This is a genomic window from Shewanella putrefaciens, assembly GCF_016406305.1.
GTDB classification, from domain to species: domain Bacteria; phylum Pseudomonadota; class Gammaproteobacteria; order Enterobacterales; family Shewanellaceae; genus Shewanella; species Shewanella putrefaciens_C.
Map to the genome: position 1 here is coordinate 2,831,992 of NZ_CP066369.1, position 19,757 is coordinate 2,851,748.

Consider the following 19,757-nt stretch of genomic DNA (forward strand, 5'->3'; position numbering starts at 1 on the left):
CGCTAATCACCATGGCTCACCTGTTTAGCATCGGTGTGGCCTGTAAGTTTTAAAGAAATACGCGGCACGTTTTTGGACACTTCTGTTTTAGGAGGTGTGCTAATTTAGCATTTCATTGTAGTGGTCAACTAAATTTGGCCACAGCTTTAGAATCTTCCCAAAATCGTCGCTCTGATTCATTTGGGCTCAATCCTGCATTGTAATGATGTGGCCTGACTTCACAGTAATAACCAATGATGTAATCGGTCACATCTTGTTTAGCTTCGCTAAAACTCTTATAGCCTTGTGTCGGGATCCATTCCGTTTTTAAACTCCTGAAAAATCGCTCCATTGGCGCATTATCCCAGCAGTTACCGCGACGGCTCATGCTTTGGGTGATTTGATATTTCCACAACCGTTGACGGTATTTCAGGCTGGTATAATGGCAGCCTTGGTCTGAGTGGAATATCAGGTTTTTAGGCTTTCCTCTTGATTCAAATGCCATTTCTAACGCTTTTACCGTTAACTCTGTATCCGGTGAAAATGACATTGCCCAACCAATGGCCTTTCTCGAAAATAAATCCAGTACAACCGCTAAATAGCACCAACGATTACCCGCCCAAATATACGTCACATCGCCACACCAAACGGTGTTAGGTTCGACAACTGCAAATTGCCGTTTGAGTGCATTAGGGATAGTCACATGCTCATTTTCAGCCTTTTTATAACGGTGTTTGGGTTGTTGGCAACTCACTAATCCGAGCTTTTTCATTAACCGCGTTGCCCGATAACGACTTAATGCAAAGCCACGTTCAGAGGCAATTGTGGCGATACTTCGCGCACCCGCAGACTGTTTGCTTTCAGCATGTATCGCTTTGATTTCACATTCTAAAAGCCGCTGTTCAGGTGTTACACAAAGCTCACGGCTCATCCAATAACGGTAACTGCTCCGGTTCACGTTGAATACGTGGCATAACACTGAAATAGGGTATTTGTTGCTCTGATTGAGTTTCTCGATTATCGAGAATTGTTCAGCGAGTCCGACATCAATAGAGCAGTAGCCTTTTTTAAGATTTCTTTCTCGAGATTTATGCGCTCAATTTCACGTTTAAGTGCCCTGATTTCAATCTGCTCAGGTGTCATGGGTGAGGCTTTAGGCGCAAGCCCTTGGCGCTCGATTTGAAGCTGTGTTACCCACTTACTGACCGTCGATTTACCCACGTTCATGGCTTTCGCCGCCGCTTCTTGTGTGTAACCTTGATCAATGACTAATTGAGCGGTTTCTAGCTTAATGGCAGCGCTATATCGTGCACGTTTACTTTTATTCATGTTGTCACCTAAATGGGTTATGAGTGAGATCATAACATTTCTTATTAGGTGGCCAAATTCACTATGCCACTACAACATGCTTGTTTAGTGAAGAGTATCAGCTCTAAGAAGAAATGGAGCAATAGCTTTTTAGCTGAACGAATAGCTAGAGGGGTAGTGAGGATTGGCATTGTTGCACCAGTGACCTTCTAAAACATGGATGTTTTAGTAGAGCCCTCAGGGACGCTTCTTGTTAAATAAAGGGGCGTCGTGTCACTGGGGAAGCAATGTCAATTAATGCGTAATGTGCGTAGCTCAACTGTCTTACTTTGGGGCAATAGCTTTTAGCCGGATGAACAGTTCAATAGTCGTTAAGATTGGCATTGTTGCAACTGTGACCGTTGGCGACATGGATGCCGTCGTCGAGCCATCAGGGATGCTTCTTGTTAAATAAAAGGGCGTCGTGTCACAGGGGAAACAATGACAATTCATCCAGCACGCCTGAAGATAAAGCTATCTTGCTTTGAGCATTAGCTTTTTAGCTGAACGAATAGCGAAAGGGTTAGTTAAAATTGGCATTGTTGCACCAGTGCCCCTCTAAAATAGGGACATTTTAGTAATAAAAGGAGGTCGTGATATTGGGGAAATGGTGACACTTAATGCTAAGTAACTCAGTTATCTGCTTTGAGGCATTTCGAGAATGAAATGGCGGAAATCTACGATGTCCGCCATTTTCGGGTGATACGCTAATACTTAACATGAGACTCAGTATCGGGCGTTATTGCTCTCCTACCCATGTTGAAAACTGGTCATGTTGACGACTCGAGTTGAAGGTGAGATTAGCTAGTCCGGTACTGCTTTAAAATGCCATCTAAGTCGACCGAAGCATGGTGCAAGTCATTGGCTAAGGTCACACTGCGCTGGGCCGTTTGTTTAATGGTTTCAGACTGATGGCGGATTTCATTCAATTGTCCGGCAATGTCCCGCGCGGCGACACTCTGCTCTTCCGCCGAGGCGGCAATTTGGCTACTCATATCAAATACCGCATTCACCGACTGCGCCATACCTTGAACATCGTCACCTACAGCAATAATCGCACTACGACCTTCATCGGCCTGTTCAACAATCTCCATGGTAATGCCAGATAACCGACTCGTGCCCGACTGTAAGCCTTCGATCATGGCTTGGATTTCTACCGTGGCCTGCTGTGTGCGGCCCGCAAGAGTACGCACTTCATCGGCCACCACGGCAAACCCGCGACCCTGCTCGCCGGCACGGGCTGCTTCAATAGCCGCATTTAGGGCTAACAAGTTGGTTTGCTGGGAAATACTATTGATAGTCGTCACCACGGCATCAATACTCGCCGCATCCTTAGACAATTGTTCCACCGATGAAAACGCCGCGCCAATCTTAGTCGAAAGTAAACCAATACTGTCCACAGTATGGCTAATTCGCCCTTGGCTGGCCGACATTTGGGTTGAGTTTTCTTTGGTCTGCAATGAAGTGTTACTGGCGTTGATAGAGACTTCTTCAATCGCCGAGGTCATTTGTGCCATCGCCACGGCAACCGAGTCGAGGAATTGATGTTGGAAACCTATCAACTCATCACTGGTGGCCGCCTGTTGATTAAACTCATCGGATGCAAGCGACAAGGTTTGTGCATTTTTACCAATCGCCGACACCATTTCACTCATATTATCGGCGCAGCGGTCAATTTCACGGGCGATTAGACTGAAGTCGTCGGTACCAAAGAAATTTAATCTGAAGCTCAAATCACCATCGGCGAGGCGCTTAATCGCCATATACATATCCCACAGGCCGCCACCGAGGGAGGTGGAGATCCAATAGCTCAGTTGAAACAATGGCAAAAGACCGACTAAGGCAAGCCAAAACATCAAATTAGCATCGCTACGCCCTTCGCTTTCCCACTGTTTAACATTCTGTGAAAGCTGTAACGCCTGCCCACTGACCACAGTTGCACTAGCGGTCACATTATCGCCTTTACGCTCGGCTTCTGCTTGGCGTGGCATTAATGTCAGCCCGTTATCACGGGCAAATTGTGCCAGAGTGTCACCCTCAAGCCGCTGGGAACTGGCCACTTGGGCGAAGGTATCGACGGTTGTCTGTACCCGTGCGAGGGAGGCTATTTCGAGGTTACGGTGGGCATGTTGGTAGTTAACAAGTGCCACGGCAGCGGTGATCAGCGCCACCATAGAGCAAACAACCCAAAACTTTCCGTTAAGGCTGAGTTTGATCAATATGGCATCAATGGTGCGAAACTGGATTTGTTTCATCTTGATAATTCCTAAGAGCAAAATGCTATTTGGCACTAAATCAGCAGTATAGCTCAGATTGCCACGACAACTATGTCAGTCATAAGCTCCAAGCAGATATATTGCTAATCCGCGCTGGCCACCTGGTTACGGGCGGCAGTCGACCACCTTTGTGTCAAGCTAACCAATTGCCCCGTTAATAGGCTCATACTAAAACCGAGTAAGCCACCTATAACCAAGGGTGGCACTATATTGGCAACATCCCCCGCCATGGCGAAGGTAATACAGCAACCAATAAACGCACCGGGGATAAAACTCAACTTTTGATAACTCGCCTGTAAACACATGGCCGAGGTGGCTATGCCGGTAAAAATATACCCAAATACGGGCGAAACAAAAAAGCTGCTGCCAAAGATAATGAGCCAAGCCCAAAATACCCCGGACAGATTCGTGCACCACGCCATCATCACGCCCTGAAAACCAGCCTTAGGTTGAGCAAAAAAAGTGCTACATCCTAAAAAGCCAATCCAAGTGACCAGATGAAATGCATCTGCGACGCCACACCAAATAGCCGCCAAAAGGCCGGCTGAGATAGCGACTTGCCAACGATTTTCCATGGATGACCCCTTTATATTTCTATTCACGGAAGTTTATCTGTTGGTTAAATTACCTCTATTCTGGTAACAAAAACCTGATCTATTACTAATTTTCGGCATTAATGCCCGTAAAATCGCTAACAAGCAATTTTTTTGTGGTAAAAAAACGAAAAAAGCGCTTGTTAGGCGCTTTTTTATTCAAATGACTTTCAGTTAACCCTATTGCAGAACTTACACCCGCAATAGTTTGTTGACGGGAAGATCGCGGATCCTCTGCCCCGTCGCTGCAAAAATCGCATTGGTCAAACTCGGGGCAACAGGGGGGACACCCGGCTCACCGACACCTGCGGGCGGTGCATCGGACTCAATAATGATGATCTCCATATCGGGGGTTTGGGGGAGTCGCAGTAAAGGATAATCGTGGAAATTCGATTGCTGCACTTTGCCCTCTTTGTATGTGATTTCTCCCATCAAGGCTAAGCTCAGACCAAATATAATCGCACCTTCTGTCTGGGCTTTTACCCTATCTGGGTTAACTATGGTGCCTGCATCGATAGCTGCGATGGCTTGCAGTACCTTAAGTTGTTTATCCTCACTCACCTCCACCAGCATAGCCACGGCAACAAAACTGACAAAACTGCGGTGCACGGCAAAACCCCAGCCCTGATTTTTACCCGCCTTGGGCGCCTTAGCTTGGGCCTTTTCAACCGCGTCGATAACCCCTAAATAGCGGCCCACGTCCACGGGGTGACGACTGAGTTCTTCACCATAGTTACCGTATTTAAAGCCTTGATCGCTAAAGGTCTCACGCCTTGCTTCACCTAACAGGCTACGCCACATCTCAAAGCATGAAACTTGGGATCTATGGGCCATTTCATCGACAAAACTGCCTACACTAAAACCGTGCTGAATGTTACACACAGAACGCATCCAACCAATACGGCTGTGCGCCTGCGCTTTTACCGCTTCGTATCTTAAGTGCGGCAACGCAAAGGGCACATCCACAAAGCCTAAATCCAACTCACCGCCGGAGGGATATTCCACCCCTTCGGCAAAGGTTGAACTGATCGATGGGAATCCCGTACGGGCTAAAAGTGCGGTCGGTTTATTATTGGCATCGAACAACGCCTGATAGGATTGGGCACTGATGGCATGGTAGTAACCGTTTTGAATTTCATCCTCGCGGCTCCAACTCACCTTAATTGGACGCTTGAATTGCTTCGATAACAGCGCCGCTTCAACACTAAAATCAGGTTTGGACTTACGCCCAAAACCGCCACCCAATAGGGTGACATTCACTTTAATCGCCTCTTCTTCCATGCCTAGTGCTGCGGCCACATTTTGCTGGGTACTTTGGGGCGTTTGGGTCGATGCCCAGATTTCACAGCCCTTTTCAGTCACATGGGCAGTGGCAACGGGTGGTTCAATAGAGGAATGGATTAGATAAGGCACGGTATAAACCGCTTTTAACGTATTCGCTTCGGGCCAGTTTTTGACCTCATCGCCGACTTGGCGCACGACTTTACCGCTTTGCTGTACGCGCTCGACCAGTGACTTCAAATAAAGGCTTGAATCATGCTGATTGTTGTCGGCCTGAGTCCAAGTGACTTTTAAGGCTTTGCGGCCTTCGAGGGCGCTCCAGCTATTTGTCGCTATCACGGCAACGCCGCCCAAAGCCTGAAATGCGGGGGCTCCCTTAGGGGTTGGCAAACGATACACATCCACTACCCCGGCGACCTTGCGCGCCGCGGTATCGTCCAAGCTTGCCACATCGCTGCCCAGTACGGGCGGGCGCATAATGCTGGCGTAAAGCATATTATCGACTTGAATATCATAGCCATAGACAGCTTTGCCGCTTAACATGGCATCCATATCAACGATCTGGCGTGATGCGCCAATCTGCTTAAAATCTTTAACCTCTTTAAAGGTTAAGGACTCAACGGCGGGGACGGGTTGCTCTGATGCGGCTAACGCTAACTCGCCAAATTTGGCCGAGCGGCCCGATTTTGCATGCAGCACTTTATGGCTGGCGGTATGCACCTCACTCACGGGGACTTGCCAACGTGCGGCAGCGGCCTGCTCTAGCATGGTTCTTGCCATCGCCCCCATCTGGCGCATGCGATCATAATTTTCGCGAATACTGCGGCTACCATCGGTATTCTGGCTGGCATAACGTTTATCGGCTAAGCCTTGAATGGGGACGATTTTATCCCAATCCGCTTCTAACTCTTCGGCTAAGACTTGCAGAATGCCGGTTCTGATCCCCTGTCCCATCTCGGAGCGATGGCAAGTAAGGTACACTTTGTCGTCTTCACCTATGGCAATAAACAGATTCAGCCGCGCCTCTTTATCCTGCGCCAGCGCCATGGGGCTCCATGTTAATCCACTCGCCCCTAATGCTAATCCGCCACCCACTGCGCCAAACAGTTTTAACACATCGCGGCGGCTTACATTTTCTACGGCAGTAAAAGTACTCATATTAGCCCTCCTGTTTGGCATAGTGTTGCAGTGCCGCTTTAATCCGTGGGTAGGTGCCGCAGCGGCAGATATTGCCCGACATGGCCGAGTTGATTTGTTCCTCTGTGGGCTTAGGATGCTGCGCCACTAACGCCGCAGCCGACATCAGTTGTCCCGCCTGACAATAGCCACACTGGGGCACATTATGTTCGGCCCAAGCATTTTTAAGCTTTTGATTATCAAGGCCTTCAATTGTTGTTAGTCGTTTTCCCTTTGCCTGCCCCAAACTGGTTAAACAGGCCCGCACGGGTTGGCCATCTAAATGCACAGTGCAAGCGCCACATAGCCCAGCTCCGCAGCCATATTTAGTGCCCGTAAGCCCTAAAATATCCCGTAGCGCCCACAGGATTGGCATTTTAGGATCGGCATCTAAGGTAAATGATTTACCGTTGATGGAAAGTGTTTGGGTGGAAGCGGCGGTACTCGCTTCCTTGACGACGGATTGGGGGGATAATACTTCTGCCATAACTCACTCCTTAAGTGCCAACCACGACGCAAGATCGGCTTGGGTATCAATATCAATTGCTGCGCGGGATAGCGTTATCGCGACTAACGCTCCCCGCTGTGCTTGTTGTTTTAAAATAGATTTCGCCCCGCGATCACCACTCAAATGAGTGAGTAGAGGCAATGTTGAAGCATTAAAAATAGCAGGTACGCCCACATCATCCAAATAATGGGCGGCAACCTCTTTACCGGTTTTATGCCACATCAGAATAAGCTGTCGATAATCCTCGGCGCTCAAGGCCACTTGATCAGCCAGTGTCAGCAGCATGGCATCAAAGCCCTGTTCCTTAGCATAACTTGCCGCCAAACTCACCGAGGATGCGAGGCCCGTTTGCCACTGCGGATTAACTAAAATATCAAAGGGTTGGCGGGAATGAACCTCGGCTAATAATGGTTGCAATATGTGCTGATGAGCACCGAGTATGACTAACAAAGGGACATTTTTGGGGGAATGCGTGCCTTGAGGCTCTATATCTTGGCAATGAAGCTGTTGTAAACGCTCAACATGGGCGCTAATGATGGCTTGTTCACTGATCCCAGTCGCGCTAAGCGATGGCAAAAGCTGCGCTAACTTTACCCCCGCAAAGCGCTGACTCTCACCCGCAGCCAATACCACAATCAGCAGCCGTTTGGATGAAAGTGGCGCTTGCTCTGCCAACGGTAGCACTGCCGACTTTGGCACTGGCGGCAATGTCATTAACGCATGATCTCATCAAGATGTTTTAAAGTCGCACCATGGAGCACGCCGTGGCACTGGGCCAAAATACTTAAGGCAATGGCACTCGGTAACTCGCCCCCAAGGGCAAGCCCAGCTGGGGCAGAAAATATCCCTGAAAAAGAGTCAACACTCAGCCCCGCCATCCCGAGGACTTTATCTCGCCTGTGGGCTGGCCCCAGCAAGGCGACATAGGCAAGCGGATGCGCTTGAATGGCCTTTAATGCCGCAGCATCTAGACCTAAGTTATGGTTCATCACCACGGCGCAATCCAATTGGGCGATATGATTGGCGGTTAATTCCCCCGCGCTAAGTTTCACTATATGGGCATGGGGGAAATCCGCCGCTCTGGCGTAGGCGGTGCGGCTATCGAAAACAGTGACTTGCCAGCCTAAGGTATGGGCCATGGCGGCAATCGGTTTAGCGTCGATACCACCGCCAAAAATCCCTAATTGGAACCTTGGCCTTAGCGGGACTATGAGCGACTGTCCCTCCCCTTGGGTAAAGACGCCCGTGCGCACAAAATCACTTGCGGGAAACGGCGCCACAGCTTCTGGATGGAAAGTAGCATGATATTGGCGTGCATCCGTCCCCGCTTTAACTAAAGGCAACTGATAAAACCCCGATTGACCGTGGCGAAATGCCTGCACGAGTTCAATCAAGCCAAGATCGTGATTCTCTTTTAGCAGAGGGATCAACATGATATCGACTATGCCACCACAACCGAGTCGATAGCTGGCATCGGACTCATCACTGGCGTCATAGGTGACGCACATGACTTGCTTAGTCTGCATGGCATGTTGAGCGTGGCGGCGTAGGTCGGATTCTAAGCAGCCACCACTTAATATTCCCGCCTCTTGACCGAATTCGTGGAACAACATCATGGCGCCGGGTTTACGGTAAGCAGAACCTTGAATAGCGGTGATCACCGCCAACACCCAAGCGTCATCCGCCAGCGGTAACCAATGCTCAAGTAAGTCTTCGATTTGGTGTTCCATCCACAGGGCTCCGATCGGTGATCAATATCTGACAAGGTATAAACCATCTTCAAATTAAACCTAACTCGTTGAGGCACAATCATTAGACAGTTGCGGTAACAAGTTAGCAAAGACGTTTGTATTTTGATAGGGGCAATAGTTTACAAAAAATGTCACGCTAAAAATTGTGGTATAGAATGGGCGAGAATTGATGGACCAAAGTTAATGAACGAGAGTTGATGGGCGAGAATTGACATCCATGTCACATAGAAGGCGGTTAGGATTTATCTTCTTTGTTAACACACTAGGGTAAAAGCAAATTAGAACTGATATTCCCCCGCCTTAGTGCGCAGCATTTGCGATTGATTGTCGAGGCTAATGGACGTCGATTCAATCTGTTCGATAATCTTCGATACCTCACGGGAGTTATCGCGGATCACCACTAGGCTGGTCGCAATATCTTTGGAGACGAGTGATTGCTCCTCGGTTGAGGTTGCCACTTGAGAATTGATCCCGTGGATAGCGGCCGTGCTATGGCGAATATCCTCAAATACCGTCACTATGCGTTGCAACTCTGTGCTGGCCTTTTGCATTAACGTCGCCGCTTGAGTCACCGATGTGCCCACTTGATTGGTCCGGTTTTGCAGGCTGGCGACGATATCATCGATTTCCTTAGTGGAATCTTGGGTACGCTGGGCTAACGAACGCACTTCATCGGCCACCACAGCAAAGCCCCGCCCTTGCTCCCCGGCTCTTGCGGCCTCAATCGCCGCATTCAGTGCTAACAAATTAGTTTGTTCGGCAATGGCCTTAATGACGCTAAGCACATTACTGACTTGCGTGCTTTGACTGACCAAATGCTGCATCGAGTCCTGGGTATTAGTGAACTCAGTTTCTAGCACCGCCATAGCACTCAGTGCCTCGGCAACCGTTTGCTGGCCAACGCCCACATGGGCTTCATTCTCTGCGGCGCGCATTTCAGCATTAGAGGTACTCTCGCTCACATGCACTAAGGTGGTGGTCATTTCCTCCATTGCACTGGCACTGGCATCCAGTTCTTTCACCACCCGATTTGAGCTTTCCCGTGAAACTTGAATTGATGTTTTTGTCTGATTTGCTAATTCGGCAACCTCCCTCGCAATGCCATCGGTCGTAGAGAGTGAACTGGCAAGCGAGGCGATAAACAAATTGATTTGGCTAACAATTTCGCCTATTTCACCTTGGGTTGTAACCGAGATCCGCCGAGCAAGATTTTTAGAATGCTGGATATCGAGTAGTTCCCGGCAGGTTTGCACTATCGGCGTGACTATTCGGCTTTTAACGATAATAAATCCACCAACCGCAACTAAAATCACAATGAACAATACCAACTGTGACCAATTCAATGCGGCATGGAGCGAGTCTAACCTGTTATTCACTTCGCCCTCGGTGCGTTTATCCAGCGCCGTAAAAAACTCATCTATGGGCTGCATGATCTTGGCCTTTTCTCTATGGTATTGATCGCTATGTAATAGTTCCCTCGCCATCGCGAGGTTAGGCTCTCCTTTTACACTGTAGGTTTGGGTATTCGGGTCCATAAAGATACCTTTTACGGCATTCATGGCCTTCACTTCTAGGGCGACTAACGCATCTGAATTTTGCTGGGCTTGTTCAAGGTAACGAAACTCTTCATCTGAGAAACCCAAGGATTGCATTTGGGTCTTTATCGCAACTCTGGCACCGTCTGGCTTTGGCTTATCTCCATAACTCAGCACTAAGTCCCAATAAATCTGGTGATATTTCTCGGGCCTCGGCTTTTCACCATTGCGAATGGCCAAAATATCCATATACATTTTTTCGTACTTATCATCACCGGTGACGGCATAGGTTCGCGCCAGCCGAGTGAGATCATCGGAGCTTTGCCTTAATTCATCGGCAATTTGATAGGACTGATAGCGAATACTGGCCGCCTCGTTAAAGAGATCGATCCTTGAGGTGACATTGAAACTCAATAATGCCGTTATCAGAGCACTGGCTACTATGGTTGCAAATACCATAGTCATCATCGTTTTTGTTTTCATTTTTTCCCCAATAAGAGACCTAAGAACAGTTTTAAGTCTAGAAGGAAAATATAAAAAACGAGGTAAAAAACAGGAATATTCTTTTAAATCTATGTGGTTGCGAGCAATTACTGCTCACAAAATCATGATGATTTAACAAACAAATTAAGCATATGCGTATCGAAATGCGATGGAATTGGCGCTAACAAGGGCAGCGCCTGCGGCAAAAACCACAGCCGCTGCCGATATGCCAAGAGACTCGATTAGAGCAGCAGTTGATCGGCCACAAAGGGATTATGCTCGCGCTCTTCACCAAAGGTAGACATAGGACCATGGCCCGGAATAAATTCGACATCGGCACCTAAGGGCCACAGTTTTTCGGTGATCGAGTGAATTAAATCCCGATGATTTGATTGGGGAAAATCGGTACGGCCAATTGAGCTTCTAAAGAGAATATCCCCCACCCAAGCCAGTTTCGAAGACGCCGAGTAAAAGGCAATATGCCCAGGCGTATGTCCAGGACAGTGGAGCACCGACAGAGTTTGCTCGCCTAGGGTCACAAGATCGCCATCCTCTAGGTATTGCTCCGGTTCAAATGCCTCGCAATGGGGAAAACCAAAATTTTGGCTCTGCTTAGGTAAACTATCAATCCAATATTTATCGGCAATATGGGGGCCGATAATGGGAATATTCGCCGCTTGGGCAAGGGATTTAGCACCGCCGACATGGTCAATATGTCCGTGGGTCAAGAGGATTTTTTTCAGCGTCAACCCCAGTTTAGCCGCCTCAGCTTGAATGCGATCTATGTTCCCTCCCGGATCAACAACCGCCGCGCATTTGGTTTTCTCACACCAGATCAAACTGCAATTTTGCTGGAAAGGTGTCACAGGAATAATTTGATACTTCATAGCTTCAATCTCGTGTTATCCATAGCCGATAGATTACGCTAAGAGGTTAATCATGGCTCAATTTTTTGAAATAAAAATTGATCTTCACCAAAGCCACATCAAAAAGTCCCAACTTGCAGGAACAGTGCTTTTGTATACAATCTGCCAATATACTCAAAGCCCTACCCTAGAGGTTGATTGATGAAACCCGATATTGTTCTTGCTGGTGTGCTTGCCAAAAAACATACCTTTACCCTGCCCCTCAATTATCAGCATCCGATTGCCACCCAAATTAAGGTTTTTGCCAGAGAGCTCTGCAGCACTGAAAATAAAGATAAAAAACTCCCCTACTTAGTGTTTTTTCAAGGCGGCCCTGGCTTTGCCGCCATGCGTCCTGCCAGTAATAGTGGTTGGATCCGCCGCGCGCTGAAAGAATATCGAGTATTACTGCTCGATCAGCGCGGCACAGGCTTATCGACACCGATTAATTACCAGAGCCTTAAACATTTAACGCCCATAGAACAGGCGCAATACCTTAGCCACTTTAGGGCCGACAATATCATTCGTGATGCCGAAGCCATCCGAGCCCAACTTTGCCCCGCCGATAAATGGGCGATTCTGGGTCAAAGTTTTGGGGGATTTTGCGTTTTGCATTATCTGAGCTCCGCCCCTAAAGGCGTGAGTGAAGCCTATATCACAGGGGGAATTCCATCCTTAACCCGTAGCAGTGATGAAGTGTATCAAGCGACCTATCAACGAGTGCTCGCAAAAAACCACGCTTTCTTCCAGCGCTTTCACGATGCTCAGCATATAGTCACACGGTTAGCGAAGCACTTAATTGACAATGAAGTGTATTTGGCCACGGGAGAACGTCTCACCGTTGAAATGTTGCAGTTGCTTGGCATCAACTTAGGCATGGAGCAAGGACCGGAGTCTGTCTATTATCTGCTAGAGCAAGCCCTGATCAACACGCCCTCCGGCATAGAGGTAAATCCATTATTCTTAAATCATTTTTGCCAACTACTCGACTATAACACCAACCCGATTTTTGCCCTGCTACACGAGGCCATCTATTGCCAGCAGAGCGCATCCCAGTGGGCGGCGCACAGGGTAAGACAAGCATTTCCCGCCTTTAACTACCAAGTCGGTAAGCCTTTCCTTTTCACTGGCGAAATGATTTACCCTTGGATGTTCGACCAATTTAGCCACCTCAGGCCACTCAAAGCCGCGGCAGAAATACTGGCCAGTAAATCCGATTGGCCAGTGCTTTACAATCTGGAACAACTTAGCCAAAACCGCGTCCCCGTTGCCGCGGCCATTTATAGCGAGGATATGTTTGTCGAAATGCAATACAGCCTTGAGTCAGCCCAGCAAATCGGCCAGCTAAAATATTGGCTCACATCGGAATATGAACATAATGGGATCCGTATGGATGGCGAGCGGATTTTAGATAAACTGATCAGTTTGAATCGGGGTGAACTCTTAAGATAGATGTTAATTTTAAGGGTTAATTAAGTAAAAGCTGTCATTGTAACTGCGCTCCTCATCCAACTGAGTGATTTTGGTTACAACGTTCAACGACCTATTTTCCGTAAGAGTAAACCGCCTTGGTTTACTCTTTTTTTTGTCTTAAATTCAGCGCAATATCAGCGCCATTGTTTAAGAATGCATCCCACGAGAAAGACGCGCGCGTTAACTAGCTGCTCTGAATTGTAAACCACCTTATAGGACCAGCAAGCCATCGCTAAGCAGCTCCTTTGCACTGAGGTGAATATCCCATAGCGATATGCTGTGATGGAATATAGTTGTTAGGGCCAATTAGTGAGTGGTCATCAAACCATTACAACCACATTAGGTGTAGGGCTCCTTGTCGCTGAACTTTGAACTAGCACCTGACTTTTTCACGCTGTTATTTTTAGCCGTGCTCCTAGTTCCTGCTGAACTGGTGCGTTTTACCGAGCCACTGGCTCCTTTAGCGTAAGGTGATTTGCGATAACCGGCTTTCTTAGCGGAAGGCTTTCGATAACCTTGGCCTTTTAAACCATTCAGCGCTGTTGGCAGTTGTGCGCCTGCATTCTGGATAAGTGTCGATAAGGTGCCCAGTAGTGGCTGCATAAAGGCTTGATAGGAGGTTTCTTTATGGCAAATGCCATTCAAGCTTGCCTCCCAAAGCGCCGTCATATCTGGCGTAGTGGCACTCGCGGGCAGGCTGTTAATCAAACCTTTGCCCACATCTGTCGAGACAATCGATTTACCTAAGCGTTGTAAAAAACCACGTTTGAACAGCAGTTCAATAATACCAGCTCGGGTTGCTTCAGTACCTAAGCCATCGGTTTCTTTAAGAATTTTTCGGACCTCAGGGTCGGTCACGTAACGGCTGATCCCCGTCATGGCACTGAGTAAGGTGGCATCGGTAAAGGCTTTTGGCGGCTGGGTATTTTTCTCAAGTAATTCGCCTCGAGTACAATGCAAAACCTGTCCCAATTTCAGAGGCGGTAGCTGGCCGATAAACTCATCATTCTCCTCGTCGTCCTTGCCTGTGCTTTCCTCCGTCGATTGGTTTCTACTCGCCTTGCTGCCATTAGGTTCTTGGCGAGCAAAGAGTTGTTTCCAACCTAGGGACTGATCTTGACGCGCCTTAGTATTAAATAAGCCGCCCTCAATTGTCACTTGCACAGTGGTTTCACTGTAACAATAAGGCGGATAAAACTGCGCTAAATACTGGCGGGCAATATGCAGATAAAGCTGTTTTTCCCGCAGGCTTAAGCTCGATAAATTAGCGGTTTTCTCGGTGGGGACTATGGCATGGTGGGCATCCACTTTTTTATCATCCCACGCCTTAGATTTAAGCTTAGGATCGGGCGCATTAGCCCCTTGCAATAACTCGCCAGCTCCCTGACTCACCGCCCTAAGCACCGCTGGTGCAAGGCTATGTTGCTCAACGGGTAAATAGCGGCTGTCGGAGCGAGGGTAGGTAATAAGTTTATGGCGTTCGTATAAGCTCTGGCAGGTATCGAGCACGTCCTTAGCACTCATGCCAAAACGTTTCGCCGCATCTATTTGTAATGCAGATAAACTGTAGGGCAAAGGCGGATATTGTTTCTTATCCTTAGAGGCTAATTGCGTCACTAAGGCGGGTTTGTCACTGATGCGATTCACCACATTTTGCGCTAAACCTCTGGCTAACACTCGCCCTTCTTCATCCATATAGGGTAAACAGGCTTCGCTGGGTTGCCATTTTGCACTGAAGGTTTCCTGCTTTTCGGTTGCCAAATGGGCCAGCACTTCATAGAAAGGCTTAGATTGAAAATGGGCAATTTCTTCATCGCGGCGCACCACCAACCCAAGCAAGGGCGTTTGTACGCGGCCGACGGACAACACGCCTTGATAACCGACCTTTTTACCTTGGATGGTATAGGCCCGCGTCATATTCATTCCATAGAGCCAGTCGGCTCGGCTGCGAGCTAAGGCCGAGGTGGACAGAGGAATAAACTCGCGGTTACTACGAAGTTGGGTTAATGCCCGTTTTACAGCCTGTGGGTTTAAGTCGCTTACCAACAACCGCTGGGTTTGATGTAACTTATCGCCAGTCACCCCAAGATAAGCTATGACTTCATCGACCAACAGTTGACCTTCGCGGTCGGGATCGCCCGCATTAACGAGTGTATTGGCTTGTTTTACCAGTTTTTTTAATACTGAGAGTTGGCTGCGGGTCGCAGCCTTTGGTTTAAGCTGCCATTTGTCCGGCACTATTGGTAAATGTTCAAATTTCCAAGACTTATATTCTGGATTATAGGCATCGGGCTGCGCCTGTTCGAGCAAATGCCCGACACACCAAGATACACAATCGCCATTAGCTGCTTGGATAAATCCATCGCCTTTTTTATGGGGTTTAGGCAATACATCGGCAATGGCCCGCCCTAGGCTAGGTTTTTCTGCGATATAGAGGATCATACAAACACCAAACACTGGATATAATTACAGTATAATTTAGCGCAAAGTGCTTAAGAGTGCAAATCGGTATCTGCCATCGACAACTGGTGCAGCTCAACCTCATCTTAAAGACTTGCTGGCCTCAGTTTTACCCTTCAAGACTCCTCTTGCAAAAAAAGAACATCAAACTATCAAATATTTAACAACTTTAGCTATGAAGCAACCCAAAAAATAGTTATGTTGAGTACCTTGGACGTTGGCAAAAGCGTTAAGTGTCAACGAATGCGACTTTTTCAAATAAATTTTAAACCCGTAAATCTAAAAACTCTGCAAAAACAACAAAATATTGGAGTTGCGCTATATGAATGAGATTGTGAATGCGATCAATAGTGTCGTTTGGAGCCCTGCGCTCGTGTTTCTTTGCCTAGGTGTTGGGCTTTATTTCTCCCTTCGCACCCGATTCCTCCAGTTACGTCATCTGCCCGAAATGATCCGTCTGATGTTTGATGGTAAAAGCACTGATGCTGGGGTGTCTTCCTTTCAAGCATTAGCGATGACATTAGCGGGTCGAGTCGGTACGGGGAACATTGCAGGGGTTGCTACGGCAATCACTTTTGGTGGTCCTGGTGCTCTATTCTGGATGTGGATGGTGGCATTTCTCGGCGCCAGCTCAGCCTTCGTCGAGTCCACCTTAGGCCAAGTCTACAAAGAAAAAATCAATGGTGAATACCGTGGTGGACCGGCTTTTTATATTGAAAAAGGCTTAGGCATGAAGTGGTATGCTTGGGTCTTTGCCATTGCGACCATTTTTGCCTGCGGGATCCTATTACCCGGCGTGCAAGCCAACTCCATTGGTTCGAGCTTAAAAACCGCTTTCGATATTGATCCTAATGTCACAGCGGCAATATTGGCTATGCTGCTCGGGTTTATCATTTTTGGTGGCGTGAAGCGTATTGCCCATTTTGCGAGTACCGTCGTGCCCTTTATGGCGCTGGGTTATATCATTGTCGCCTGCGTGATTATTGCACTGAACATTGGCCAGCTACCCGATATTATCTGGTTAATTATCAAGAGTGCTTTTGGCTTTGATGCAGGCTTTGGCGCTATTTTAGGGCTTGCCATCATGTGGGGGGTAAAGCGTGGTATTTATTCTAACGAAGCAGGCCAAGGTACGGGTCCTCATGCCTCCTCTGCAGCGGCGGTAAGTCACCCCGCAAAACAAGGATTAGTACAGGCATTCTCAGTGTACATTGACACGCTATTTGTGTGCTCTGCCACTGGTTTTATGCTGCTTATCACTGGGCTTTACAATGTGCAAGGCCCTGAAGGTGTCGCACTCTACACGGGTATTGCGGGTGTTGCTGCGGGCCCTGGTTATGTGCAAACGGCAATGGAAAGCATGATGCCAGGCTTTGGTAACATGTTTGTGGCCGTCGCCCTCTTCTTCTTCGCCTTTACCACTATTGTGGCTTACTACTACATTGCCGAGACCAACATTGCCTTTATCAATCGCAAGGTTAATCGTCCTTGGCTCACGGTTATACTTAAAGTCGTCTTAATGGGCTCAACTGTATATGGCACAGTAAAAACGGCGGATCTGGCTTGGGGATTAGGTGATATAGGTGTCGGCCTGATGGCATGGCTCAACATTGTCGCCATTATCCTCTTGCAAAAAACCGCTTTTACTTGCCTTAAGGATTATGAGTCACAACAGAATCAAGGGCTGGAACCATTATTTGACCCAGAAAAACTCGGTATTAAGAATGCAGATTACTGGGTAGAACGTAAAAATGCAGGGGAAGATCGACCAGCACAGACGGTGCAAACATCCCAAACTGCAGAGTCTAATAGCCACATTTCATAGCGATTGCGGTGTCATAGTGCCAAATAGAAAAGCCAGTGATTTCTCACTGGCTTTATTATTTATGACCCTAAATCATTATGGGTGGCAGACGTTGTGCAGTTCTAGGTTAGTGCCTATATCTTTGTTACGGTCTGCTTTGGCATCGTCGTTACGCAATTGGGTTAAATGATCCAAATACGCTTGATCTACGTCATTGGTGATGTAATGGCCATCGAACACTGAGGTTTCGAAACGTTTAATCTCTGGATTTTCCATTCTAACCGCTTCAATTAAATCAGTTAAATCTTGGAAAATAATGCCATCGGCACCAATTAACTTGGCGATTTCATCGGCATCACGGCCATGGGCGATAAGCTCGTTCGACGTTGGCATATCGATACCGTACACGTTCGGGAAACGAATTTCCGGCGCGGCAGAGGCAAAGTACACTTTCTTAGCACCCGCTTCACGGGCCATCTCGATGATTTGCTCAGAGGTCGTGCCGCGTACGATAGAGTCATCCACCAGCAACACATTTTTACCTTTAAATTCAGTGTTAATCGCATTCAACTTGCGACGCACTGACTTCTTACGTTCCTGCTGACCGGGCATGATAAAAGTACGGCCAATATAGCGATTTTTCACAAAACCTTGGCGGTACGGTAAGTCCATGCAACGGGCAATTTCCAGCGCGATATCGCAGGAGGTTTCAGGAATAGGGATAACCACATCGATATCGTGATCGTACCATTCCTTCTTAATCTTCTCGCCAAGCTTAGCGCCCATGTTGACGCGACTTGCATATACAGACACTTTGTCGATCGTCGAATCTGGACGGGCAAAATACACGAATTCGAAGATACAAGGTGCATAGCTAGGTTCTACCGCACATTGACGGGTATATAGCTGACCATCAATTGACACATAAATTGCTTCACCCGGCGCCACATCACGCATCACTTCAAAGCCAACGGCATCGAGGGCCACGCTTTCAGAAGCGACCATATATTCAGTGCCAGTAGCGGTTTCGTGCTTACCTAACACTAAGGGACGAATACCGAATGGGTCACGGAACGCGACTAAGCCTTGGCCGATGATCATCGCCACTACGGCGTAGGCGCCGCGCGCTTGTTGGTGTACGTTCGCGACCGCATCGAACACTTCTTCCGACGTCAGGGTCAAACTCGTGGTTTTTTGCAGTTCGTCAGCAAGCAGGTTTAACAACACTTCAGAATCCGAAGTGGTATTCACATGGCGACGTTTCTTAATCAAACCTTCAGCCAATTCGACTGTGTTGGTTAAGTTACCGTTATGGGCTAATGAGATCCCAAATGGCGAGTTAACATAGAAAGGCTGCGCCTCTGACGCGCTTGAACTGCCCGCAGTTGGATAACGTACATGGCCAATACCCGCATTGCCCTGTAGGCGTTGCATATGTTTGACTTCAAATACGTCTTTTACCAGACCGTTAGCTTTACGTAGTCTGAAAGCACCACGATCAACGGTCACAATACCCGCCGCATCCTGACCTCTGTGCTGAAGCACAGTCAGTGCATCATAAATGGTCTGATTAACCGATGATTGGCCAACTATTCCGACGATACCACACATGGGTAAGCTTCCTCATTGTAAGATGTTCTATCACTTAGGATTATTTAATTTTCTTTCTTATAGTTTGGGTACAAAGCTGGAGGTATTTTCCAAATAGTTAAAAAACCATTGAATAACAACGCCAAATTCGGGCACTAATACAGAATCCTTCCACCACTGAGCGTTGGGGGAACCCGTAAAAGCATCCATAAAAAACAACAGAGCACTGACAATGAGCGCCCCTCTAACCGCACCAAAGCACAGACCTAGGAGTCTATCTGTGCCAGATAATCCAGTTTTAACAACAAGTTGCCCTAGTATGTAATTTACCAAGGCACCGAGTATTAAGGTGGTAATGAAAAGAATGGCAATGGAAACCCCATTGCGCAACATCTCGTCGTTCATCTGCGTTAAGTGAACGGCAAGATCTTGATAAAATTGGCTGGCAACAAAGAAAGCCGCAAACCATACCACTAACGACATGGCTTCTTTGGCAAATCCGCGGATCAGACTGATGAGAGTCGATAATCCGATGACGAATATGATAGCGTAATCAATCCAAACCATTGAGATGGCTTTCCGACATAGGCTTTAAG

14 protein-coding genes are annotated in these 19,757 nt (G+C 47.7%); 2 read left to right on the forward strand and 12 right to left on the reverse strand.

Annotation, left to right across the window (positions count from 1 at the left end; genetic code table 11):
- Window positions 1–124: 124 nt before the first annotated feature.
- The 9 genes from JFT56_RS12280 to JFT56_RS12320 form a co-directional block, all read right to left on the reverse strand.
- A protein-coding gene (locus JFT56_RS12280; protein ID WP_198780377.1) for an IS3 family transposase occupies window positions 125–1,308 on the reverse strand; the annotation gives its coding sequence in 2 pieces (ribosomal slippage) (window positions 125–1,053 and window positions 1,053–1,308; 1,185 coding nt in all).
- An 818-nt stretch (window positions 1,309–2,126) separates the two neighbouring features.
- The gene (locus JFT56_RS12285; RefSeq protein WP_198780378.1) at window positions 2,127–3,581 is read right to left on the reverse strand and encodes a methyl-accepting chemotaxis protein; all 1,455 of its coding nucleotides are present in this window, start codon (window positions 3,579–3,581) and stop codon (window positions 2,127–2,129) included.
- A gap of 104 nt (window positions 3,582–3,685) precedes the next feature.
- Window positions 3,686–4,177 carry a DUF1097 domain-containing protein gene (locus tag JFT56_RS12290; RefSeq protein ID WP_198780379.1) on the reverse strand — a complete coding sequence of 164 codons (492 nt, stop codon included), beginning with the start codon at window positions 4,175–4,177 and terminating at the stop codon, window positions 3,686–3,688.
- Between the two features lie 210 nt (window positions 4,178–4,387).
- On the reverse strand, window positions 4,388–6,634 hold the full coding sequence (locus JFT56_RS12295) for a xanthine dehydrogenase family protein molybdopterin-binding subunit (RefSeq protein WP_198780380.1): 2,247 nt from the start codon (window positions 6,632–6,634) through the stop codon (window positions 4,388–4,390).
- 1 nt (window position 6,635) lies between these two features.
- The gene (locus JFT56_RS12300) at window positions 6,636–7,139 is read right to left on the reverse strand and encodes a (2Fe-2S)-binding protein (RefSeq protein WP_198780381.1); all 504 of its coding nucleotides are present in this window, start codon (window positions 7,137–7,139) and stop codon (window positions 6,636–6,638) included.
- Between the two features lie 3 nt (window positions 7,140–7,142).
- On the reverse strand, window positions 7,143–7,874 hold the full coding sequence (locus tag JFT56_RS12305; protein ID WP_198780382.1) for a nucleotidyltransferase family protein: 732 nt from the start codon (window positions 7,872–7,874) through the stop codon (window positions 7,143–7,145).
- Window positions 7,874–8,890, reverse strand: coding sequence for an XdhC family protein (locus JFT56_RS12310; RefSeq protein WP_198780383.1), 1,017 nt, complete (start codon window positions 8,888–8,890; stop codon window positions 7,874–7,876). The genes JFT56_RS12305 and JFT56_RS12310 overlap by 1 nt, the downstream gene beginning before the upstream one ends.
- Window positions 8,891–9,189: 299 nt before the next feature.
- On the reverse strand, window positions 9,190–10,929 hold the full coding sequence (locus JFT56_RS12315; RefSeq protein WP_198780384.1) for a methyl-accepting chemotaxis protein: 1,740 nt from the start codon (window positions 10,927–10,929) through the stop codon (window positions 9,190–9,192).
- A 242-nt stretch (window positions 10,930–11,171) separates the two neighbouring features.
- Complete coding sequence (locus JFT56_RS12320) at window positions 11,172–11,816, reverse strand: MBL fold metallo-hydrolase (protein ID WP_198780385.1); 645 nt, start codon at window positions 11,814–11,816, stop codon at window positions 11,172–11,174.
- A gap of 180 nt (window positions 11,817–11,996) precedes the next feature.
- Between JFT56_RS12320 and JFT56_RS12325 the strand changes: the two genes are divergently transcribed.
- On the forward strand, window positions 11,997–13,286 hold the full coding sequence (locus JFT56_RS12325; protein ID WP_198780386.1) for an alpha/beta fold hydrolase: 1,290 nt from the start codon (window positions 11,997–11,999) through the stop codon (window positions 13,284–13,286).
- Window positions 13,287–13,646: 360 nt separating this feature from the next.
- Here JFT56_RS12325 and JFT56_RS12330 read toward each other — a convergent pair whose 3' ends face one another.
- Complete coding sequence (locus JFT56_RS12330; protein WP_198780387.1) at window positions 13,647–15,749, reverse strand: DNA topoisomerase III; 2,103 nt, start codon at window positions 15,747–15,749, stop codon at window positions 13,647–13,649.
- A 340-nt stretch (window positions 15,750–16,089) separates the two neighbouring features.
- Here JFT56_RS12330 and JFT56_RS12335 point away from each other — a divergent pair, with 340 nt between their 5' ends.
- The gene (locus JFT56_RS12335) at window positions 16,090–17,592 is read left to right on the forward strand and encodes an alanine/glycine:cation symporter family protein (protein ID WP_198780388.1); all 1,503 of its coding nucleotides are present in this window, start codon (window positions 16,090–16,092) and stop codon (window positions 17,590–17,592) included.
- Between the two features lie 75 nt (window positions 17,593–17,667).
- Here JFT56_RS12335 and purF read toward each other — a convergent pair whose 3' ends face one another.
- Window positions 17,668–19,182 (reverse strand): amidophosphoribosyltransferase, encoded by a 1,515-nt coding sequence (gene purF, locus JFT56_RS12340; protein ID WP_198780389.1) that lies wholly within the window; start codon window positions 19,180–19,182, stop codon window positions 17,668–17,670.
- Window positions 19,183–19,239: 57 nt separating this feature from the next.
- Entirely contained in the window at window positions 19,240–19,728 is a 489-nt protein-coding gene (locus JFT56_RS12345; protein ID WP_198780390.1) for a CvpA family protein, read from the reverse strand.
- Window positions 19,729–19,757: the final 29 nt, after the last annotated feature.